We start from the raw sequence: 21,916 nt of genomic DNA on the forward strand, positions 1-21,916 counted from the left end.
TCGTCCCAAGACTTGTCGTCCCAAGAAGTGGCCCAAGACGTGTCCTATGACATCCGCAAGACCGCGCTCAGCGTCGAGACCATCTGGCACGAGCGCGGTCCCCGGCGGGAGAAGCCGCTGCTGGTCGGAACGGCCATTGCGGTGATCCGCAATCCCTTCGCGGGCCGCTTCGAACCTGACCTGATGCCGTTTCAGGCATCCTTGCGCGAGCTCGGGCGCGAGCTCGCGACACGGCTGATCGCGCAGCTCGGCGGTGCCGCGCAGATCGAAGCCTATGGCAAGGGCATCATCGTCGGCGAGGACGGCGAGCTCGAGCACGGCGCGGTCTGGCACGAGGCCGGCGGCCAGGGCATGCGCGAGGTGCTCGGTCAGCCCAAAGCGATCGTCCCGGCGGCGAAGACCATCGGCGGTCCGGGCACGCGGCTCATGGTTCCGCTCGGGCACATTCACGCCGCCTATGTCCGCAGCCATTTCGGCACTGCCGAGATGACGCTATGGGATTCACCACGGCGCGACGAGATCGCCTTCGGTCTCGTGATGGCGACCGGCGGCCGCCCCTCACGCGCGCATCGGCGGCCTCGCGGCATCCGCTATCTCCGTGCACGACGGACAGCGCTGACGGGCGCACGATGCGCTGAAGAATTTTGCGGAAAGCCGCAGAAGCAGCGCGCCAACCCGACGCAATCAGGCCCCGGTGCGCAGCCGTAAGATGATCAGCCTTTCGAGACCACCGCGCGGCCGTAGGGCGGCTGGGCCGCGACCGGCGGGTTGGCGGTCTGGGCGGCGAGTTCGCCGATCAGGCGGTCGGCATCGGCGGCCATGCCGTCGGGCGCCTGGATCACCAGCCGCTCCAGCCCCCAGCGATAGGACGAGACGCGCTGCTCGAGGCACTGCTGCACCCACTGAATGATCAGCGAATTCTCCTGCATGCGCTCGACCGCGTCCTCCTTCTCCTTCGGCGAGAGGGAGGAGACACGCGCCATGCTGGCATTGCGCTTCTTGTCGAGGTCGATGACGCGGATCGCGGAGGCGAAGAACGGCTCGAAGCGGGTGATGTCGTTGCGCACGTCCTCCATCAGCTGCGTATAGCGCGAAGAATGCGAACGGTGCGGCTCGTCGATCAGCGTGCGACCGTACATGGTGCGGTCGAACACGATCTTTTGCCGCCAGGGCGAGGGCAGCGCCTTGTAGTCGCCGAACACGCTCTTCCAGGCGGGCCGCGACAGCGGCGGCTCGATCAGCGGATAGGCGAGGTCGCGAAGCTGGCGCTCCTCGTCAGTGAGCTGGAACTGGGATGGCTTCAGCCCGACGCTGGAGGTGACTTCCGCGCCCAGCCAGCGATGCATGTCGTCGCTGCGCATGTCGGCGCGGGTCCGGCCGAAATCGCCGCCGCTACAGGCGGCAAGCGTCGCGCCCAGCACTGCGAGCATGATGGCCGTTACGACGGGCCGGATCTGGCGGAGGTTCTCCGGCATTGCAAAGGCCGAAGGCTAGCGGCGACGACGACGGCGCCCCGGCGCTGTGCCCTGCTCCGGCCCGTGATCGCCGCTGGTTTCGTCGCTCTCGCGCTCGATGCGGATCACGGGAAGGATCAAAATCGTGCCCATGTCCGCGCGCGGAGCCACGTCCCCCGACGCGCTCACCCGGCGACCGGCCGGAAATTCGATGATGGTCCCCATATCAGCTCTCTTCAATTGCCGCGCGACCCGGCGCGCCTCTGCAACATGGAGATCATTAAGATCAGTTCATGGTTAACGGGGTGTAAACGTGCCGGCGGGACCGTAACCGCACGGGCGGGATCCGCCGTCCCGTTGCGGCACGAGAACGCTTCAAATTGCCCGTTCGGCTTCACGCCTCGTTTTCCTTAACGAGCCTTTAAAGGAGCCCGCGATAGGCTGGCGGCGAGTATCTCTTCCAGGTCGCGTATCTCTCCATGACCAAGTCGTTGTTTCCAGGATTCGACGGGCTGATGACCCTCTCCCGTCGCGAAGGCGTCGATGTTCGTCCGACGCTGCTGCGCGTGCTGACCGACCTCTATGTCCAGTCGAGCACCCATAGCGACGACGAGCAGCGCCAGTTCGTCGAACTCGCCACACGACTGATCGACCAGGTCGACGACGCGACGCGCGCGGCTGTCAAAGCGCGGCTTGCGATCTATCCCTCGACGCCCGCCCCGATCATGCAGAAGCTCGGACTGTCGGCCGCGCAGGAGGGTCGCAGGGTTCCGCTTGCGCGCGAAATCCCGGCGCCCGTCCCTGCTCCCGCTCCTGCCCCCTTGCCGGTTCGCGCGTCAACCGACGCCGAGCTGCGCATGGCCTCGAACATGGCGATGCAGCCAAAGGACGCGGCCGATATCCACGACATGTTCTTCCGCGCCGGCGCCGCCGAGCGCGCGCTGATCCTGCACAATCTGGCGGAGACGCCGCTGAAGGCCGCGCCGCGGATTCCGACAGTGCGCGCCAAGCGCGCGATCCAGATCCTCGAGATGGCGGCGATCGCGGGCGACTTCGAGAATTTCACCTTCGAGCTCGGCGATAGCCTGATCCTGCCCTCGCGCGTCGCAGCCCAGATCGTCGACGATGCAAGCGGCGAAGCGCTCGCGGTCGCCGCGCGCGCACTCGACATGCCAAGCCCGGTGTTCCAGCGCATCCTGCTGTTCTTCAAGCCGGAGATCGGCAACTCCGTGACCGACGTGTACCGGCTGTCGCGGCTTTACGATCGCCTCAGCGACCGCGCGGCGCTGGTGATGCTGGCCGCCTGGCGCGGCTCGACGCTTGCCGTCACCCGTGCCAAGTACCAGCCGTCGCTGCACGACAGCGAGCGCCAGCGCGCGCGCATGGGCGCAAGCCAGACGCGCCCGGGCGTGCAGCCCGGCTCCGCGCCCGCGGTGCGGACGGGGACCGACGGATCGGATCGTTAGGCCTTCGCCAATTCGAGAAAATGCCGCCCGGCGCGGTCTTCAGTCTCGACGATCCAGATGTCGGAGTCGAAGCGGATCTCCTTGGTCAGACGCTCCTCCACCGCGGGCTCCGGCATCGGCTGCGGCGCAAGCGGCACGAAGAAGCGATCGACCGGCCGACCGTCGTCATAAGAGGTCTGCGGCGCGGGCACATAGAGCATCGCGTTGCCGTCGAGCAACGAGACCTTCACGAACACCGCACCCGCCTCCTCCGCGCCGCGACGACGCACCACGCCGTACACGCCCTCGGTCTGGCACCGGCGCAGATAAGCAGAGACCCAGATGTTTGATTTCAAACGCATGGGCGCACGATAAGCCAGTGCGGCAATGAGCACCAGCTTTCAGGCTTCCGTCTCGGGGAAGCTTAACGACTATTCGACGGGGTGGCCGATCGCGGCGCCGAGCTCGCGGAGCAGGCGGTCGGACAGCTGGCCGGTGACCTGCATCTTGTGCTCGCGCTCGAATTTCTGAATCGCGGACTGGGTCTCGGCGCCCATCGCGCCGGTGATCTTCAAATTCCCGTAGCCGTATTCGGAGAGAGCGCGCTGCACGCCGGCGATGCGCCGCGCGGCCGGGCCCTGCTGCACGGGGATCGGCGCCGGCGGACGCGCGACGGAGGGCGGCGCCGAAATCGTTTGCTTGACCAGATTGGTCATGGGATCGCCCGAGCGCGGCGTCGATGCAGTCGCCTCGACGGGCCTCTCCGGCGGCTTGTCTGCAGATCTGGGCTCGGCAGGTCTGGGCTCGGCACGAAACTCCGTCGCTCTCGGCTCTAGCGGCGAGGTATCGGCGCCGACGGGACGCGGACGGGGCAAGGGGTTCGACAGCGCCATGGACGACGGTGCGGGAAGATTGATCACGGTGCCGAACATCGGCGCCGGGTGTCGGCCGGTCTGCAGGAACAGCGCATTGGCAACGATTGCGCCGATGGCGGCAACGGCGACGAGACCGGCCAGCGTATCCTTGGGGCTATGCAACAGCACGCGCAGCACGAGATTGCGCTCGGTCTCGACATCGATGACTGCGGCCTTGGCGCCACGGCGGCGCGGAGCGGCTTGGTCCTTGGCAGACTTCTTAGGCACTTTTCTTCACCAGAGCGGGTTGGTCCTGAACTTGATCGTGAGGATGGTCCTGAAGTTCGTGATCCTGAAGTTCGTGGTTCTGAAGTTCCTGGCGCAGCACCGGCGTCAAGGTCGCGATCTTGCTCGCCCTGCTGTCGGACATCTTGCCATCAGAAGTTTTGGCTTGCGGCATGTAGACGAGCGGCAGCTTGACGGTGACTGCAGTGCCCTCGCCGAGCCTGCTTTGTACCGTCAATTCGCCGAGATGCAACGCCACCAGGCTCTTCACGATCGAAAGTCCGAGGCCGGTGCCTTCGTGACGGCGCTGATAGGTCTTGCCCGCCTGGAAGAACGGCGCGCCGATGCGCTTGAGATCGTCAGGCGCGATGCCTATACCGGTGTCGCTGACACGCAGCGCAAGCTGCGAGCCCGAGACCGCGGCTGTGACGGTGACCTGACCGCCGCGCTCGGTGAACTTGACGGCGTTGGCGACGAGGTTGAGCACGATCTGCTTGAAGGCGCGCGGATCGCCGGTCATGACAGGCAGGTCCTGCGGCGCATCGGTGACGAGATCGACGCCGTTCTCCCGCGCCTTGAGCGCCAGCAGATTGCAGCAATGCATCAATGATGCACGCGGCGCGAACGGTTCCGACGCCATCTCGAAATTGCCCGATTCCATCTTGGACATGTCCAGGATGCCGTTGACGACCGAGAGCAGATGCTGGCCGGAATCGTTGATGAGCTGGGCGTATTCCCTCCGCTGGGCCGCGCCCAGCATCAAGGTCTGCTCCTGCGTGATCATCTCGGAGAAGCCGATGATGGCGTTGAGCGGCGTGCGCAGCTCATGGCTCATGGTGGCGAGGAAGCGCGTCTTGGCGGCGTCCGCCGCCTCTGCAGCGCTGCGCGCCTGATCGAACGCCTGCTCGGAGAGCTTGCGGTCGGTGACATCGCGCATCACGGCGACGACATCGGCCTCGCGCGTGGCATCACGGCCCATATCCTGATCGAGCGGGCGGCAGCGCATCTCGACCCAGATGAAATCAACCTGGCCGCGCTCCGAGCCGGCCCGCTCCCGGCGCAACCGGAACTCGACGCTGCGCACGTCGCCGCGCGCAGCATCGGACAGCGCCGTCAGATACGCCGGCCGATCGGCGACATGGACGCGATCGAACAGGCCGTGGCCGAGCAGTTGCGCGACGGGCACGCCGAGCATCGCTTCCACCGCCGGTGAAATGAACTGCACCGCGCCGTTACGCTGATGCCGCGAGATGACGTCGCTCATGTTCCGCGCCAGGAGGCGGTAACGCTCTTCCTCACGCAACAGCAGCGCAACGCTGGTGCGCGCAAGCGATTCCGCACCGAAGGCCAGACCTGCGGCATAGAGCGTCGCCGAGGCGACGCCGAACGCCATCAGCACGCTGCGTTCCGCAGCGCTGGTGTCGCCAATCGGCAGCCAGCCGAGCTGGCTGACGAGGATCAGGATTCCGGCGCAGGACAGCGCCAGCAGCGAGGCAAAGGCCGCGACGCGGCGCGAGGCCGACAGCGCAGCTTCGAGGGGAACCACGACCAGCCAGATCGCGGCGAATGATTCGATGCCGCCGGTCGTCACCGCCACCGCCATGATCAGGCCCGAGAGCGCCAGCGACGACAGCACATGCGCGCCTTCGTAACGGCCGGTGCGCGACAGGAACCAGGACAACAGGATCGGCGCAATCAGCCAGGCGAAGGCCGCGACCTCGATCGCGCTCGGCGCGCCGCGCATGGCGAGATAGACCGGGAATGCGGCGAAGGCGGCCAGGCTGCCGAGCAGCCGCGGGGCCATGAAGGCACGATGGCGCGCTCGCGTCAGCGCGTCGTAACGCGCGGAGGGATGCAGCAGCGCATCGAGACAATCGCGGATGATACTCAAAACTGTCACGGGTCTCGCGCTTCGGCTCATTCGTCGGGAAGACGCGCCGGAACGCCTCCTTATCGTTGAGCCACCGTGTCAGAGCGACCTTAAACGAACACTAAGGCAGCGCGGCGCGCCGCCGGCTCCCCCGTCATCGCAGGGCTTTTTAGACGATTTGACGACGTCATCGGCGAGGATGGTGAACACAGGGTTTCCCCGTGATCCGCATGGTTTCGAAATGGTGGACGGGCGTGGCGGCAGAGCTCACGGCACGGACGTCAATCGAAAATTTACGACACCGCCGATTGCAAAGATTCTTGAGTCAATTTTCCGCGAATTAAGCGGAAGGCAATCACTTGCGATTTATCGAGAGTTGCTAGGTCCGACATCCGCGGAGATCGCCGCGGCGGGATCTAACATACAGGTCGCAAGATGCGCTTTCTGCTTCGCATCACATTCTGGCTCGGGCTGGTGCTGGTGCTCCTGCCGCGGGACAAGACGCCCGAATCGGACAAGCTGCCGCAGATCGGCGCTGCCGACGCGGTGCAGGCTGCGACCGCGGCCGTCTCCGACATGACCCAGTTCTGCAAGCGCCAGCCGGCGGCCTGCGAGGTCGGCGGACAGGCCGCGACCATCATCGGCCAACGCGCGCAGGACGGCGCGAAGAAGATCTACCAGATCATCAACGACAAGAAAGAGCAGCTCGAGAAGCCCGACAAGAAGGCGCCCGACCACACCGGCTCGATCGCGCTGGCCGGCGAAGGCGATCTTGCCACGAGCGAGGCGCCGCGCGACACCCTGTCCCAGGACGACCTCGCGCTGGAATGGCGCGGCCCGGCGCTCGCACCGGCGAATTAGCGCCCAAACCCTATCGATTTCGGCGCTTTGCGTCCCTATATTGGCCTGAACGGGAACTTTGGGCCAGCATGACGACGATCGACGAAATCAGGGATAATTTCGAGATTCTGGATGAGTGGGACGACCGCTACCGGTACGTCATCGAACTTGGCCGCACCCTGGAACCGATGTCCGAGGCCGAGCATTCGGCCGAGAACAAGGTGAATGGCTGTGTCAGCCAGGTTTGGCTTCAGAAGCTGATCGATCATCGCGATGGCGGCGCGCCGGTCCTGACATATCGCGGCGACAGTGACGCCCATATCGTGCGCGGGCTGGTCGCGATCGTGCTGTCGCTTTACTCCGGCCGCACGCCGCAGGAGATACTTGCGACCGACGCCATTGCCGTATTCGACGAGTTCGGCTTTCGCGATCATCTGACGCCGCAGCGTTCCAACGGCCTGCGCTCGATGGTCGAGCGCATCAAGACCGACGCGAAAGAGGCGCTCGCGGAAGCGTCGTAGAAAGCTACTTCCGCTTCCGCTGCTGCTGTCCCAGTCCCATCTGCTTCGCAAGCTGCGAGCGGGCCACCGCATAGTTCGGCGCGACCATGGGATAGTCGGCCGGCAGGCCCCATTTCTCGCGATATTGCTCGGGCGTCATGTTGTACTGGGTGCGCAGATGGCGCTTCAGCGACTTGAAGCGCTTGCCGTCTTCCAGACAGACCAGATAATCGGGCGCGATCGACTTCTTCAGCGAGACCGCCGGCTTTGCGGGCTCGAGCGGCACCGTCTCGGTGCGGCCCGACGAAACGCGCACCAGCGCGCCATGCACCTGGCTGATCAGGTTCGGAATCTCAGCCGCAGGCGTCGGATTATTGCTCAGATAGGCCGACACGATGCCCGCCGTCAGCTCAATGAAATTCTTAGCCCCGGCATCCGACATCAGCCCCGCCTTTCTCCACCTTGCGTCTCACGGGAGAGACGACGTCAGAGTATTCCGTGTCAACAATACGTTTGGCTGAAATGGGACGACTGAGGAATATGGGCCGATTTACTGAGAACCAACAAGAACGCCAGCGCTTTACTTGGCTGCGCCAGATTTGCCTGCGCCAGCTCTCAAGCGCCCCGCTGGTCAAGGTGGGAGCGCAGCTCGTCGATCGAGGCAAAGCGCATCATCCCCTCCGGCATCTGGGCTTCGATCGAGCCGTCGGAATAGAGCGAATAGGCCATGCCGTCGACGATGCCGGATTTGAGCACGGTCACGGGCGCCTGCTCGGCCGCGGCCGCCGGCTCCGGTGCGGGCGGCGGAGCAGCCTCCGCGAAGGTCGACGGCGAGCGCGGTGGCGGGCGCCGCGAGGCGGCCGGCGGCTCTGCAGGCCTCATGCGGTCCGGCTTCGGCCAGGCGTCGTCAAAGCTCGCAGGCGGCGCCTCCGGGGCGGCAGGCTCCGCCGACGGCTCGGCATGCGGCAGCAAGCTCTCGCCGGTCTTCGCCTCCGCGCGCTCGCGCTCCTTGCGCGAGGTCGAGGCGAACAGCAGGTTGCGCCGGCGCGGCGGTTCGGGAACCTCAGGCGGGCTCGGAGCTTCCGGCGGTGGCGGAGGCTCGACGCGCGGACGCTCGCGCGCGGCTGCTTCGTTCTGCCAAGGGGGCGGTCCTGCGGCCGGCAATGGCGGCGCCGGCTCGATCTTCTCTGCGCCCGGCTCAGGCGCGGGGGCAGGCGTTCCAGCCATCCCGAGACCTGGCAGCACGGGCCTGACCCGAACGTCGGATGGGGCGATTGATCCAGCGAGCCGGCGGGCCATGCCCTTCAATTCCGCGACCACGACGTAGAGGCCGGCCAGTAACATTCCGGAGCAGACGCCGATGGTGCCGGAGATTATGAGGGTACTGCCGAGACTGAATTCCCTGACGGTGAAGCCGAACAGGATCGCAAGGAGGCCCGCCAAAACGGCGAAAATCCCCGCGATCAACAATGCCAACGCCATCGAACTCACCCCCGGCCGCGCAGCCACACGCGACACTCGTCACGCCACGATACCGTCATCCGGTGTTCCACGCCAACGTCGAATTATAGCCTGCGTTCCTAAAGGAAAGGAAATCAGGGACTTATTCACATTCCCTTCAGCTACGGCTCGCTACTTCTAAGCTGCTCTCGATGTGGTCGGATTTGCTGCGTTGCATCAGGAATTTAGCCATAATGCCCAATTACTTGGTAATGGAACTGCGCTATAGGGATTCCGGGGAGCAGGCCCGCGCGCACCAGCAGGGCCAAGAGGGGATTCCGGGTCACCAATAGCCATGACATCCATCACGACTTCGGCGATCGACACGCCTCTGCGGCGCTCGGTTGAACGGACTTGCGACGATCTCGCCATGCTGGTGCTGGCTGCGGTCGCCGTCATTGCAGGCTTGACCTTCCGGGACTACGGGCTCGGCTGGGACGACTACACCCACGCCGAATATGCCGACCTGCTGCTGCGCATGTTCGGTTCCGGTTTCAAGGACACCGCGGCACTCTCCTTCGCCAACCTCTATATGTATGGCGGCGGCTTCGACATGGTCGCGGCTCTCCTGCACAAGGTGATTCCGCTCGAACTGTTCGAGACGCGCCGTCTGGTCGGCGCCGTCGTCGGCGTGATCGGACTTGCGGTGACGTGGCGGCTCGGCCGCCGTGTCGGCGGCCCCCTTGCGGGACTTGCCTCGCTCCTGCTGCTCGCGCTCTGCCCGATCTTCTACGGCCACATGTTCATGAACCCGAAGGATGCACCCTTCGCGGTGGCCATGATCATCCTGATGCTGGGTCTCGTCCGCCTCGCCGAGGAATATCCGCAGCCTTCGCCGCGCACGATCCTGATCGTCGGCCTTGGTGCCGGCCTCTCGCTCGGCACCCGCATCCTCGGCGGCCTTGCGCTGGTCTATGCCGTGATCGGCTTCATGCCGCTGTTCCTGGAGGAACTGCGCAGCGAGGGCCTGCGCGAGTCGGTCCGCCGCTTCGCTTATGTCGTCTACGTGCTGCTGCCCGGCCTCGTGCTCGGCTACCTCGTGATGGGGCTGATCTGGCCGTGGTCGATCATGGAGCCCGGCAATCCCTTCGAGGCGCTGACCTACTTCTCGCACTTCTTCGAGAAGCCCTGGAAGGAGATGTTCGACGGTGCGATCGTATCCGTGCCCGACATGCCCTGGTCCTATCTGCCGACGCTGTTCGCGCTTCAGTTGCCCGAGGTGATGCTGGTGCTGATGTTCGGCGCCGTGATCGGCACCTTCGCACTGCTGCCGCGTCGCGAGGTTCCCGCCCGCCGCAAGACCATCATGCTGATGCTCACGCTCGCGGCGACGCTTCCGCTGGCGATCGCGATGGTGAAGCGGCCGGCGCTGTACAACGGCATCCGCCATTTCGTGTTCGTGATCCCGCCGATGGCGGTGCTGGGCGGCGTCGCCTTTGGCTGGGCCATGGAGCGGCTGCGCGCCAATCACCGCACCTGGCAGCCGGTCGTGCTCGCCACCTTCTGCTTTGGCTTGGCGCTCTCGCTGGCCGAGATGATCCGCCTGCATCCCTATCAATACACCCATTTCAACCACATCGCCGGTACCGTACGCGGCGCCGACGACCGCTTCATGCTGGATTATTGGGGCCTGGCGCTGAAGCAGGCCTCGGACGAATTGCGCGAGCAGCTGGTGGAACGCCAGGAAGTGCCGCCGCGCAACCGCAAATGGAAGGTCGCCGTGTGCGGTCCGCAGCGCCCCGCCCAGGTCGCGCTCGGCCCCGACTTCACCATCGGCTGGGATTCCAATGCCGCCGATTTCGCCATGACGCTCGGTGAATTCTACTGCAAGGGCCTCACCGCGCCCGTGCTGGTCGAGATCAAGCGCGACGACGTGGTATTCGCCCGCGTCTACGACATCCGCGGCAGCAGCATTTCCAGCCTGCTCTCGATCCCGGCACCGTAATAAACTCCTCCGGACCGTAAGCCCGGATGAGCGCAGCGACATCCGGGGTCTATCAAGCGGCCCCGCATGTCGCTTCGCTCATGCGGGCTACGCTGGACTGCCGCGCTTTGTGTGCCTTGCTGGCAGCTCGCGGCAAGACTACCCTCCCTCCCCGCAACAACGATGTTCGGAGAGATCAACCATGTCGCCAGCGGAAGCGCGCCTGAAGGAAGTGCCGTCGAACATGACGGAGGCCGAGTGGCAGCAACGGGTCAATCTCGCCGCCTGCTATCGCCTCGTCTCGCTCTACGGCTGGGACGATTTGGTCGACACCCATATCTCCGCGCGCGTGCCCGGCCCTGACCATCATTTCCTCATCAACCCCTACGGGCTGATGTTCGACGAGATCACGGCGTCGAGCCTGGTCAAGGTCGATCTGCACGGCAACCAGCTCTCCGAGAGCGAGTACAGCATCAACCCCGCCGGCTTCACCATCCACTCGGCGATCCACGAGGTGCGCGAGGACGCCATCTGCGTGCTGCATCTCCACACCCTCGACGGCACCGCGGTCTCGAGCAGCGCCGAAGGCCTGCTGCCGCTGAACCAGACCGCTCAGCTCGTCACCCACGACCTCGCCTATCACGACTACGAAGGCATCGCGCTCGACCACGACGAGCGGCCGCGGCTGCAGAAGGACCTCGGCGACCACAACCACATGCTGCTGCGCAACCACGGCACGATGACGGTCGGCCGTTCGGTGGCCTCGGCCTTCGAGCGCATGTATCACCTCGAGCGGGCCTGCTCGATGCAGGTGCGTACGCGCGCGCTGGGCACGCCGGTCTATCCGGTCGACGATGTCGCGATCGACAAGAATACCGAGCTGCTCGCCAACCGCGACCGCGCCGAGTTGCGCGCCACCAACCTGGTGTGGCCGCCGCTGCTGCGCAAGCTGGACCGCGAGCTTCCGGGGTACCGGTCTTGAGATTTTCGGGATTTGGTGTAGAGTAGCGGTCAACTAACCTCTACGCCCTTTGGAATGAAACGCCGCCCAATTCCGGGCGGCGTTTTTATTTGTAAGGTCTCGTAGGGTGGGCAAAGCGAAGCGTGCCCACCATTACCGATCGCGATCCGGGACAGATGGTGGGCACGGCGCTTTGCGCCTTTGCCCACCCTACGCACCGCGCCCGCTACTTCACCTCCGCCAGCGCCGCGAGGATGCGCGCCCAGGAACGGATGCCTTTCTGGAAGCTGCGGAGGTCGTACTTCTCGTTCGGCGAGTGGATATTGTCGTCGTCGAGGCCGAAACCCACGAGCAGCGAATCGAGCCCCAGCGTGCGCTTGAAGTCCGCGACGATCGGGATCGACGCGCCCGAGCCCATCAGCACGGTCTCCTTGCCCCATTCCTCGGTCAGCGCGGTTTTGGCCGCGGCGAGCGGCTTCATGTTCCAGTCGAGCGCAATTGCAGGCCCGGCGGAGTGGTCGCCGAACTCGACCTTGCAGTCTCCCGGAATGCGCGCCGTCACGTACTCACGGAAAGCCTTGCGGATCCTCGCGGGATCCTGCCCTTCGACCAGCCGGAACGAGACCTTGGCGGATGCGTGCGACGGGATCACCGTCTTCGAGCCCTCACCGATATAACCGCCCCAGATGCCGTTGACGTCGCAGGTCGGACGCGTGGAAGCCTGCTCGACCAGGAGCCTGCCCTTCTCGCCGGCCGGTATCGATAGCCCAACGGGCTTGAGGAACGTGTCCGGTGTGAAATCGAGCTTCTTCCACTGCGCGAGAATGTCCGGTGGGGTGTCCTTCACCCCGTCATAGAAGCCCGGAATGGTGATACGGTTGTCATCGTCGAACAGCCCGCCGAGAATTTTGGTCAGCACCCGGATCGGGTTCATCGCGCTGCCGCCGAACACGCCAGAGTGCAGGTCGCGATTGGCGGCGGTGATCTTGAGCTCCTCATAGAGCAGGCCGCGTAGTGAGGTCGTGATCGCCGGCGTGTTGCGGTCCCACATGCCGGTGTCGCAGACCAGCACGTAGTCAGCCTTAAACTCGTCCTTGTTGGCTTCGATGAAGGGCACGAAGTTCTTCGAGCCGACTTCTTCCTCGCCTTCGATCAGGAACGTGACGTCGATCGGCAGCGACCCCGTCACCTTCTTCCAGGCGCGGCAGGCCTCGACGAAAGTCATGACCTGGCCCTTGTCGTCCTCGGCGCCGCGCGCCACGATGATCTTGCGGCCGTCGGCATGGTCGGTCACAACAGGCTCGAATGGCGGACGGTGCCAGAGCTCGATCGGATCGACCGGCTGCACATCATAGTGGCCGTAGAACAGCACATGCGGCCGGCCGCCCGCGACGCTCTTGCCGACGACCGCGGGATGGCCGGCGGTCGGCCTCACTTCAGTCGCAACGCCGAGGCTCGCGATGTCCCTGGCAAGATGCTCGGCCGCCGCCTTGCAATCGGCCGCGAAGGCCGGATCGGCGGAGATCGACTTGATCCGCAACAGCGAGAACAGACGCTCCAGGCTGTTGTCGAACTCCTTGTCGATGTGGTCGAGCACGGATTGAAGCTGCGCATTTGCCATTGTCGTATTCCCTGCGTTCGAATCCCAAGACGTCGGGGCTCAAGCTGTCTTCTCAAGAACTATCGGCTTTTAGCGCTGCCGCGGCGTTGGGGCCAGCCGCAACCGGCGGATGCCGGATGTGCCATGCGAGACTAGCTGCGAGGACCGCTGTGGCGACGAGGTTATTGCCCCAGGCCTGGAAGACATTGGGAAACCACGGCAGCGCCAGCAGCATGAGGATGCCGGCGGCGCCAAGGGAAAGCCAGGTTCCCAGGCGCACCTTCGCCCGCTCGTCGAAGGCGGCACGATGCATCAGCACCGTCATCGGGAAGAACAGCCACATGAAGTAGTATTGCCGCGCCAGGGGCGATGCCACCGTCATCAGGCAGAACAGGATGCCGAGCTCCTCGGCGTCCGAGCGCGCCGTACGGCGCGCTTGCCGTGGCATGACCGCGACGAAGCCCAATCCGAGCAAGGCCGACAGCGCCAGCACGATCCAGTTCGCCGTCCTGTAATCGACGTCGATGACATTCATCGTGCGCGGCGGCTTGTTGGGATCCTCCTGATTGTAATTGATTGGCCGGACCAGCCGGTGCGTGACGGCAATGAGCGACTGGTTCACCCACGACCAGTTCTGCTCGTCGCGCTGGCCAAATCCTTGTTCCGAGCTCGACCCGACCATGCCCTGATACCACGTCTTGAGCTCGGCGGCGTTGCGCTCGAAGCCGCGAATGGGGGCCGGCACGATATAGAGAAGCATGCCGGTGAAGGCGACCGTAGCGACGGCGGCTGCCCAGTTTCGCCGCCAGACCAGATAGGGCAGCACCGCAATGGGAAACACCTTGATGGCGGTGGCGAGCGCGAACATGAAGCCTGCGAGCCAGGAGCGCTGATGCTGCAAGCTCCAGAAGCCGTAGAGCATCATCGCCAGCAGCACGAGGTTCGGCTGGCCAAGATCGAACATGTCGAACACAAAGGTCACGGTGACGAGAGCCGGCAGCGCCTCCAGCCAGGGGCCAGGCGTGCGGCCCGAACCGGTCATGGCGTTGGAGAACATCCCGGTGTACCACCACGCCGCAATATTCAGGATCGACAGCAGGCTGTAGAGCGCGATCTTGCCGAACCAGCTCGGGATCGCCAACAGGATCGCCGGCAGCGGTGGGTAGATGAACTCGAAGTACGCACGGATGTCGCCGGGATAGAGCGGCCCACCCTTTAAGACCTGCTGCCCGGCCCAGTACCACAGGCCGTAGTCCTTGGTTTTGCCGTGCCCGAAGATCTCGGGTCCGAGGACATCGGCAGCCAGGATGAAGCAGCAGAGCAGGAAGAGCAGGTCGAGCGGCGCACGCAACGACAGGTTTCGGAATGCGCCGGGTCGCACGAAAGATTCAGGTGAGGTCACGATGTGGTCCAGTCAGGGGCCATAGCACCTAGCAGACCAACGGACGCTTGGAGAGTCCTGATCACCCGAATTTGTACCCGCCGCGCACAAGCGGCGGGTCCGCGGACGAATTGCCTCAAACGAGGCTTTCTGCCTACCTGCGCAGCAAGCCGCCGAGCGCGCCGCGGACCAGCGTGCGGCCGATCGAGCCACCAAGCTGGCCGGCGACAGACTTGCCGATATTGGCGGCCATCCCCCCGATCACCTGATTGGTGACCGATCGAGTCATGTCGCGCGCGATGACCTGCCCCGTCGAGAGGCGGCCGCGCTTGACGTTGGTGCCGAAGATGGTGCCGACGATCGAGCCGATCTGGCCGAGGATGCCGCCGCCTCCATTTCCGCCAGCCGCGCCGGGATCGGCAGTCGCAGCCGTGCCGGCAATGCGCTTCTGAATCATCTCGTAGGCGGACTCTGCATCGACGGCGGTGTCGTATTTGCCCTTCACCGGGCTTGCATCCATGATCGCCTTGCGCTCTTCCGGCGTGATCGGTCCGATCCGGGCCGATGGCGGCCGGATCATCACCCGCTCGACCATCGCCGGCGTGCCGTTGCCTTCGAGAAACGAGACCAGCGCCTCGCCCTTGCCGAGCTCCATGATCACCTTGGCAGTATCGAGCTTCGGGTTGGGCCGGAAGGTCTGGGCCGCGGCGGCGACCGCCTTCTGGTCGCGTGGAGTGAAGGCGCGGAGCGCGTGCTGCACCCGGTTGCCCAATTGTCCGAGCACGCGGTCGGGCACGTCGACCGGGTTTTGCGTGACGAAATAAACGCCGACGCCTTTGGAGCGGATCAGGCGCACCACCTGCTCGATCTTGTCCATCAGCGCCTTGGGCGCGTCGTTGAACAGCAGATGCGCCTCGTCAAAGAAGAAGACCAGCTTCGGCTTGGGCAGGTCACCGGCCTCGGGCAGCTCTTCGAACAGCTCCGACAGCATCCACAGCAGGAATGTCGCGTAAAGCCGTGGGCTCTGGAGCAGCTTGTCGGCAACGAGGATGTTGACCATGCCGCGGCCGTCGCGGTCGGTCTTCATGAAGTCTTTCAGCGTCAGCGCCGGCTCGCCGAAGAATTTGGTGGCGCCCTGGTTCTCCAGCACCAGAAGCTGGCGCTGGATGGTGCCGACAGTGGCCTTGGTGACGTTGCCAAAACCCTGCGCCGCCTTCTTGATCTCGGCAAGCGGACTCTCCTCGGCATCCGCCCCCTTCTTGCCGGCGTCGGGCACGATGGCATCGAGCAGCGCGCGCAGATCCTTCATGTCGATCAGCGTCAGCCCGTTGTCGTCGGCGACGCGGAAGGCGACATTGAGCACGCCTTCCTGCACGTCGTTCAGGTCGAGCATACGTGCGAGCAGCAGCGGGCCCATTTCCGTGACGGTCGCCCGCACCGGGTGGCCCTGCTCGCCGAACACGTCCCAGAACACCGTCGAGAACTGGTCGGGCTGGAACGTCAGTCCCATCTCGGTGGCGCGCTTGACGATGAAATCTTTGGCTTCGCCGACCTCGGAGATGCCTGAGAGGTCGCCCTTGATGTCGGCCGCGAACACTGGAACACCGGCGCGCGCAAATCCTTCTGCCATCACTTGCAGCGAGACCGTCTTGCCGGTTCCGGTTGCACCCGTGACGAGGCCGTGGCGATTGGCGAACGCCAGCGTCAGCCATGCCTGCTCGCTTCCTTTACCGACAAAGATCTTGTCGTCGGTATCACCGAGCTTGCTGTCCTGTGCGGTCATTATTCCCTGATCTCTCTGCCCTGTTTCGCATATCGAAACTCGAATGCACCAGTTCCGTAGTTTAACGCATATCGCGCGCTGATTGAAACCATTCAACGCGCTCCGGGCATGCGACATCGTCGGAAACATGCGAGTGACATCCGCCGAAAGTAGGAACGACGCATTCGCATCGCGGCATTTTTCTGCCGATTTCATCTCCGCCCTTGCATCGCTGCAACACTTCTCGCGCGTTCGAGAATGAATCGGAACGTTGATGGCGTTCATCGCTTGTATTTCACATCACACCGGCTCAAGATCATTTTCGAAAGCAATACTCCGGCATGTGAACCGGCTGAGGGGCGGCCATATGGACGAGCTGATCGGGCGGCTGGCGACAAACGCCAGCATAGATAGTGCTGTCGCCGAAAAGACCGTCGGCATTATCCTGGGCTTCCTCCGCAACGAGGGTCCTTCCGACAGCGTCCAGGTCCTGATCGACCAGATTCCGGGTGCAGAAGCGGCAATCGAGGCGTCCCGTAGCGGCGGAGGACTGTCGCGGCTGATGGGCGGCGGCCTGATGGCGGTCGGCACGCGCCTGATGGGCCTGGGACTCGGCATGTCCGAGATTCAGAACATCGCCCGTGAACTTTTTCGCTTCGGCCGAGACAAAATCGGAGCGGATCAGATGGGCAAGATCATCGCGGGGACCCCGGGCCTCAGCCAGTTCGCCTGACGCCTGCGCATTTCACATCGAGTATCATGACATATCCGATCTCCGAGATTGAGGGCCTGTCGGCCTTTGCCGCCAACAAGTTGAAGGCGCAGGGTATCCGCACCACCGATGCGCTGCTCGAGGCGGCATCGACTGTGAAGGGCCGCAAGGCGCTCTCCGCCAAGACCGGCATCAGCGAGCAGTTGCTGCTGGAATGGGCCAACGTCTCCGACTACATGCGCATCCCCGGCATGGGCAGGGCCAAGGTCGGCCTGGTCCGCGCCGCCGGCGTCACCACCGTGCGCGAGCTCGCCTACCGAAATCCAGCAAGGCTCGCCCAGAGCATGCGGGACGCCAACGAGAAGAAAAAGCTGCTCCGCATCCTGCCCTCGGAAAAGTCGGTCGGCGACATCATCGCCAAGGCGAAAAAGCTGCCGCCGAAGATTTCGTATTGATCCAGCGACAAGGCTGGGCAGATAGAGCACCGCTCCGACCCGGTCGTCATTGCGAGCGCAGCGAAGCAATCCAGAGTCTCTCCGCAGCGGCAGCCTGGATTGCTTCGCTACGCTCGCAATGACGGAGTGTGGGCAAGAGCATCGCGCCCTCACGGGCCCCGGAGTGCATTGGGCGACTGGATCGCCCCCAATCCTGCCTTGAATCCCCCCTCCCCGACCGCTAAAGCGGGCCGCATGAATGCCTCGCCCTCTCCATCTGTTCCGACGGCCGGTTCAGTCGGGCCTGACGTGCTGCGGACGCTGCTGGAGCGGCCGATGCCGGCGGTGATGGGCGTGCTCAACGTCACCCCGGATTCATTCTCCGACGGCGGCGAATTCATCGCGCCCGCGCAGGCGCTCGCGCGGGCAAGGGCGATGATCGAGGCCGGAGTCGACATCATCGATATCGGTGCCGAGTCCACCCGGCCCTACAAGGGCGCGCGGCCGGTCACGGCGGAAGACGAACTGGCGCGGCTGAGGCCGGTGCTATCGGACATCGTGGCGCTCGGTGTGCCGGTCTCGATCGACAGCATGAAGGCGGAGGTGGTGGCCTTCGCGCTCGATCAGGGCGCGGCGATTGCAAACGACGTCTGGGGCCTGCAGCGCGATGCCGCCATGGCGCCGCTGATTGGCGCGCGAGGCGTCCCTGTCATCGTCATGCACAACCGCGACAGCGTCGATCCCGGCATCGATATCATTGCGGACATGAAGGCGTTCTTTCAGCGCTCGCTGGATATCGCCGCACAAGCGGGCATCGCCCGCGACAGGATCGTGCTCGATCCCGGCATCGGCTTCGGCAAGACGGCCGAGCAGAGCATGATTGCGCTGGCGCGGCTTCGCGAGCTCGACATGTTTGGCCTGCCGATCCTCGTTGGTGCCTCGCGAAAACGCTTCATCGCTTCGGTGTCGCCGTCGGAGCCGACAGAGCGGCTCGCCGGCTCGATCGCCGCGCATCTGATCGCCGCACAGCGCGGCGCGAAAATCATCCGGACCCACGACGTCGCCGAGACCTTGCAGGCCCTGCGAGTGGCGCACGCAATCGAGAGCAAGCCATGACCGATACGATCTTCGTGAGCGGCCTGTCGATCCATGCCCGCCACGGCGTGATGGAGCACGAGACCGAGGTCGGCCAACGTTTTGTCATCGACCTCGAGCTCTATACCGATCTGTCGGAACCTTCGCGCAGCGACCGGCTCGCCGACACCGTGTCTTACGCCGACGTCGTGGCGACGACCACCGCGGCTTTCAAGAACACCAATTACAAGCTGCTGGAGCGCGCGGCCGGCGCGGTGGCCGATGCCATCCTGTCGCACTTTCCGCGCATCCGTGCGGTCAAGATCACCGTGCACAAGCCGCATGCGCCGATCGCCGCGATCTTCGACGACGTCGGAATCATGCTGACGCGCTCGCGGCACCCCTGACATGGCGAGCGTGCTGATTGCACTCGGCGGCAATGTCGGCGATGTCCGTGCGACATTCGGAAAGGCGATCGCCCATATCTGCGGCATGGCGCAGGCCGCGTTGGTCGCGCGCTCGTCGGACTATGCGACGCCGCCCTGGGGCGACGAGGACCAGGCTCCCTTCATCAACGCCTGCGTCGAGATCGAGACCGATCTCGATCCGCATGCGCTGCTGTTCGTGATGCAGAAGATCGAGCAGAAATTCGGCCGCACCCGCGATAAAGAGCGGCGCTGGGGCCCGCGCACGCTCGATCTCGACATGATCGCCTATGACGATGTGTCGATGCAGAAGCCTGACCTGACCCTGCCGCATCCGCGCCTGTTTGAGCGCGCCTTTGTGCTGGTGCCGCTGGCCGAGATCGCGCCCGACCGCGTGATCGCAGGCATTCGTGTCCATGACGGTCTCGCCAGCGTCTCGACACAAGGCATTGAGCGGCTTCCGGATACCGGTTAACCAAAAACAACCGTTTGCAGGGACGGCCGGCCGTGGCAATTTCGCCTGCGAACAACAAGATTTTTCGGGAGCCCTTCGCCGCATGACCTCCGCGACTGACGACCTGCCGCTGGCGGCGGATTTTCCCAAGGCTACCGTCGAAGACTGGCGCAAGCTGGTCGATGGTGTGCTGAAGGGCGCGCCATTCGAGAAGCTGGTCGCCAAGACCTATGACGGAATCAGGATCGATCCGCTTTATCCGCGCGCCAAAGGCGTTGCGCCCGTGGTGGGTCGGCCGGCGGCGGCGCCCTGGCAGATCATGCAGCGGATCGACCATCCCGATGCAAGTGCGGCGAATGCGCAGGCACTGACCGATCTCGAAAATGGCGCGACAGGGCTTGCGCTGGTGTTCGCCGGCGGCAATGCCGCTCACGGTTTCGGGCTGGAACCGACCGCGGACGCAGTCGCAAAGATCTTGAAGGATATCCATCTCGATGCCGGCATCGGGCTGGAGCTCGAGATCGGTCCGCAATCGCGGATGGCGGCGATCCACGTCGCGGAATATGTGAAGAGCAACGGCATCGATCCCGCGGCCTGCGACATCCGCTTCGGGCTCGACCCGCTCGCGGCCGGCGCGGTGTGGGGCCACAGCCCCTATACCTGGGACGAGATCGTTCCGGCGGTCACCGGCGGCATCAAGGGCCTCGCCGCGCTCGGCTTCAAGGGACCGTTCGCATCAGCCGACGGACGCGTCGTCCACGATGCCGGTGGCTCGGAGGCGCAGGAGCTCGCCTTCGTGCTCGCCTGCGGCATCGCCTATTTGCGCGCGATCGAGGGCGCGGGCGTTCCGCTGGAGCAGGCGCAGGGCATGGTCTATGCGCGGCTTGCCGCGGATGCAGATCAGTTCCTCACCATGGCAAAATTCCGCGCCTTGCGGCTGCTATGGGCGCGTATCGAGACGGCGTGCGGGCTCACGCCAAGACCGCTGTTCATCGCCGCCGATACCGCCTGGCGCATGCTGACGCAGCGCGATCCCTATGTGAACATGCTGCGCGCGACCATGGCGACGTTTGCGGCCGGACTCGCCGGCGCGAGCGCGATCACCGTGCTGCCGCATACGCTGGCGCTCGGCCTGCCCGATCCGTTCGCGCGGCGCGTGGCGCGCAATACGCAAGCCGTGCTGCTGGAAGAGAGCAATCTCGCCAAGGTCAGCGATCCCGCGGCGGGCGCTGGCGGCATCGAGACGTTGACGGGCCAGCTCTGCGACGCGGCCTGGGCGCTATTCCAGGAGAGCGAGAAAGCCGGCGGCGCCTTCACAGCGCTTCAGCAGGGCCTGTTCCAGAGCAAGGTCGCGGCCGCGCGAAAAGCCCGCGACGCCAACATTGCAAAACGCCGCGACGTGCTGACCGGCGCCAGTGAGTTTCCGAACCTGCACGAGAACGAGACTGCGGTGCTGGAGGCGACGCCGATCGCGCTGGCGCCTTATGGCGAGCAAAAATACAAGTTCGACGCGCTGCCGCCGATCCGGCTTGCGGAACCGTTCGAGGCGCTGCGCGACAAATCCGATGCGGCGTTGAAGGCACATGGCGCGCGGCCGAAAGTGTTCTTGGCCAATCTCGGCACACCCGCCGATTTCACGGCGCGCGCGAGCTTTGCCAAGAGCTTGTTCGAGACCGGCGGCATCCAGGCCGTCGACAGCGAGGGCTTTGCCGATCCGGCCACGCTCGTAGCCGCGTTCACGGCCTCCGGCGCCGGGCTCGCCTGCCTTTGTTCCAGCGACAAGGTCTATGCGGAACACGCCGAAGCCGCGGCGCAGGCCCTGCAAACTGCCGGGACGCGACTTATCTATCTGGCAGGCCGCCCGACCGATGCCGAGGCGGCGCTGCGTGCAGCCGGCGTCACCGGTTTTGTCTTCGCCGGAGGCGACGCGCTTGCGACATTGCAAGACGCCTATCGACGAATGGAGCAGGCATGACCGAAGCCAGCAAACCAGTTCTCACCGGCGGCTGCCAATGCGGGGCAGTGCGCTTTGGAGTCATGACGGCGCCGAACAGGGTTTCGATCTGTCACTGCCGGATGTGCCAGAAGGCCAGCGGCGCGCCGTTCGCCTCTTTTGCCGACATCAACAAGACGGACTTTGCCTGGACCAAGGGGCAGCCGTCGTTCTTCCGCTCCTCCTCCATCGCCGAGCGCGGCTATTGCGCCGCCTGCGGCACGCCGTTGAGCTTCGGCCGCATCGACGGCGACCGCATCGAGATCATGACCGGCGCGTTCGACCGCCCCGACCACGTGGTGCCGACGCGGCAGTTCGGCACCGAGTCCCGTCTCGGCTGGGTGGTCGGGATCGCCAATTTGCCAAGCCAGACCACGCAGCAGAATTACGGCCCGGAGAAGATGGCGACCATCGTCAGCCATCAGCATCCGGATCATGATTGAGCGCC

Annotated in this window: 22 protein-coding genes and 1 pseudogene; 13 read left to right on the forward strand and 10 right to left on the reverse strand. The window is 64.8% G+C overall.

From position 1 onward, the window contains the following. The first annotated feature begins 39 nt into the window (after positions 1-39). Positions 40-619, forward strand: a pseudogene (locus ACVIN2_RS07905) (amino acid synthesis family protein). A gap of 94 nt (positions 620-713) precedes the next feature. On the opposite strand, the gene ACVIN2_RS07910 reads toward ACVIN2_RS07905, so the two are convergent. Next, positions 714-1,475, reverse strand: coding sequence for a hypothetical protein (locus ACVIN2_RS07910; RefSeq protein WP_085395547.1), 762 nt, complete (start codon positions 1,473-1,475; stop codon positions 714-716). Between the two features lie 15 nt (positions 1,476-1,490). Further along, entirely contained in the window at positions 1,491-1,679 is a 189-nt protein-coding gene (locus ACVIN2_RS07915; RefSeq protein WP_027516916.1) for a hypothetical protein, read from the reverse strand. Positions 1,680-1,933: 254 nt separating this feature from the next. Between ACVIN2_RS07915 and ACVIN2_RS07920 the strand changes: the two genes are divergently transcribed. Then, entirely contained in the window at positions 1,934-2,920 is a 987-nt protein-coding gene (locus tag ACVIN2_RS07920; RefSeq protein ID WP_456765169.1) for a DUF2336 domain-containing protein, read from the forward strand. Here ACVIN2_RS07920 and ACVIN2_RS07925 read toward each other — a convergent pair. From ACVIN2_RS07925 to ACVIN2_RS07935, 3 genes are all read right to left on the reverse strand, one after another. Beyond that, a complete protein-coding gene (locus tag ACVIN2_RS07925; RefSeq protein WP_456765170.1) occupies positions 2,917-3,261 on the reverse strand; it encodes a DUF1491 family protein in 345 nt (114 codons plus the stop codon). The two genes, ACVIN2_RS07920 and ACVIN2_RS07925, sit on opposite strands and share 4 nt — an antisense overlap. A 69-nt stretch (positions 3,262-3,330) precedes the next feature. Beyond that, positions 3,331-4,041 carry a peptidoglycan-binding protein gene (locus tag ACVIN2_RS07930; protein WP_456765171.1) on the reverse strand — a complete coding sequence of 237 codons (711 nt, stop codon included), beginning with the start codon at positions 4,039-4,041 and terminating at the stop codon, positions 3,331-3,333. Continuing rightward, positions 4,034-5,959 (reverse strand): PAS domain-containing sensor histidine kinase, encoded by a 1,926-nt coding sequence (locus ACVIN2_RS07935; protein WP_456765172.1) that lies wholly within the window; start codon positions 5,957-5,959, stop codon positions 4,034-4,036. Before ACVIN2_RS07935 ends, ACVIN2_RS07930 begins: the two co-directional genes overlap by 8 nt. Positions 5,960-6,343: 384 nt before the next feature. Between ACVIN2_RS07935 and ACVIN2_RS07940 the strand changes: the two genes are divergently transcribed. Then, positions 6,344-6,769: a DUF5330 domain-containing protein gene (locus ACVIN2_RS07940; RefSeq protein WP_456765173.1), complete on the forward strand. Its 426-nt coding sequence runs from the start codon at positions 6,344-6,346 to the stop codon at positions 6,767-6,769. A gap of 68 nt (positions 6,770-6,837) precedes the next feature. Beyond that, positions 6,838-7,269, forward strand: a complete 432-nt coding sequence (locus ACVIN2_RS07945; protein WP_456765174.1) for a SufE family protein — start codon at positions 6,838-6,840, stop codon at positions 7,267-7,269. A 4-nt stretch (positions 7,270-7,273) separates the two neighbouring features. On the opposite strand, the gene ACVIN2_RS07950 is transcribed toward ACVIN2_RS07945, so the two are convergent. Beyond that, positions 7,274-7,690: a MucR family transcriptional regulator gene (locus tag ACVIN2_RS07950; RefSeq protein ID WP_027569063.1), complete on the reverse strand. Its 417-nt coding sequence runs from the start codon at positions 7,688-7,690 to the stop codon at positions 7,274-7,276. Positions 7,691-7,863: 173 nt separating this feature from the next. Further along, a complete protein-coding gene (locus tag ACVIN2_RS07955; protein ID WP_456765175.1) occupies positions 7,864-8,730 on the reverse strand; it encodes a DUF308 domain-containing protein in 867 nt (288 codons plus the stop codon). A gap of 313 nt (positions 8,731-9,043) precedes the next feature. Between ACVIN2_RS07955 and ACVIN2_RS07960 the strand changes: the two genes are divergently transcribed. Together ACVIN2_RS07960 and ACVIN2_RS07965 are read left to right on the forward strand one after the other, a co-directional pair. After that, positions 9,044-10,693, forward strand: a complete 1,650-nt coding sequence (locus ACVIN2_RS07960; protein WP_456765176.1) for a glycosyltransferase family 39 protein — start codon at positions 9,044-9,046, stop codon at positions 10,691-10,693. Between the two features lie 181 nt (positions 10,694-10,874). Then, positions 10,875-11,654, forward strand: a complete 780-nt coding sequence (locus ACVIN2_RS07965) for a class II aldolase/adducin family protein (RefSeq protein WP_007593534.1) — start codon at positions 10,875-10,877, stop codon at positions 11,652-11,654. 205 nt (positions 11,655-11,859) lie between these two features. On the opposite strand, the gene ACVIN2_RS07970 is transcribed toward ACVIN2_RS07965, so the two are convergent. The 3 genes from ACVIN2_RS07970 to ACVIN2_RS07980 all read right to left on the reverse strand — a co-directional run bounded on the left by ACVIN2_RS07970 (position 11,860) and on the right by ACVIN2_RS07980 (position 16,397). Continuing rightward, a complete protein-coding gene (locus ACVIN2_RS07970) occupies positions 11,860-13,254 on the reverse strand; it encodes a M20/M25/M40 family metallo-hydrolase (protein WP_456765177.1) in 1,395 nt (464 codons plus the stop codon). A 52-nt stretch (positions 13,255-13,306) separates the two neighbouring features. Then, complete coding sequence (locus tag ACVIN2_RS07975; protein WP_456765178.1) at positions 13,307-14,635, reverse strand: glycosyltransferase family 87 protein; 1,329 nt, start codon at positions 14,633-14,635, stop codon at positions 13,307-13,309. Between the two features lie 133 nt (positions 14,636-14,768). After that, entirely contained in the window at positions 14,769-16,397 is a 1,629-nt protein-coding gene (locus ACVIN2_RS07980; RefSeq protein WP_247359878.1) for a helicase HerA-like domain-containing protein, read from the reverse strand. A 346-nt stretch (positions 16,398-16,743) separates the two neighbouring features. Between ACVIN2_RS07980 and ACVIN2_RS07985 the strand changes: the two genes are divergently transcribed. The 7 genes from ACVIN2_RS07985 (at position 16,744) to ACVIN2_RS08015 (ending at position 21,911) form a co-directional block, all read left to right on the forward strand. Then, positions 16,744-17,109 (forward strand): DUF2267 domain-containing protein, encoded by a 366-nt coding sequence (locus ACVIN2_RS07985; RefSeq protein WP_247399217.1) that lies wholly within the window; start codon positions 16,744-16,746, stop codon positions 17,107-17,109. Positions 17,110-17,135: 26 nt separating this feature from the next. Continuing rightward, positions 17,136-17,543 (forward strand): DUF4332 domain-containing protein, encoded by a 408-nt coding sequence (locus ACVIN2_RS07990; protein ID WP_007608193.1) that lies wholly within the window; start codon positions 17,136-17,138, stop codon positions 17,541-17,543. A gap of 234 nt (positions 17,544-17,777) precedes the next feature. Then, on the forward strand, positions 17,778-18,638 hold the full coding sequence (folP, locus tag ACVIN2_RS07995; RefSeq protein ID WP_456765179.1) for a dihydropteroate synthase: 861 nt from the start codon (positions 17,778-17,780) through the stop codon (positions 18,636-18,638). Then, positions 18,635-19,003, forward strand: a complete 369-nt coding sequence (gene folB, locus ACVIN2_RS08000) for a dihydroneopterin aldolase (RefSeq protein ID WP_027516901.1) — start codon at positions 18,635-18,637, stop codon at positions 19,001-19,003. The genes folP and folB overlap by 4 nt, the downstream gene beginning before the upstream one ends. Position 19,004: 1 nt before the next feature. Then, the gene (folK, locus tag ACVIN2_RS08005; protein WP_456765180.1) at positions 19,005-19,496 is read left to right on the forward strand and encodes a 2-amino-4-hydroxy-6-hydroxymethyldihydropteridine diphosphokinase; all 492 of its coding nucleotides are present in this window, start codon (positions 19,005-19,007) and stop codon (positions 19,494-19,496) included. An 82-nt stretch (positions 19,497-19,578) separates the two neighbouring features. Beyond that, positions 19,579-21,450, forward strand: a complete 1,872-nt coding sequence (locus ACVIN2_RS08010) for a methylmalonyl-CoA mutase family protein (RefSeq protein WP_456765181.1) — start codon at positions 19,579-19,581, stop codon at positions 21,448-21,450. After that, positions 21,447-21,911, forward strand: a complete 465-nt coding sequence (locus tag ACVIN2_RS08015) for a GFA family protein (RefSeq protein WP_456765182.1) — start codon at positions 21,447-21,449, stop codon at positions 21,909-21,911. Before ACVIN2_RS08010 ends, ACVIN2_RS08015 begins: the two co-directional genes overlap by 4 nt. Positions 21,912-21,916 lie beyond the last annotated feature (5 nt).

The organism is Bradyrhizobium sp. USDA 3650 (assembly GCF_054057395.1).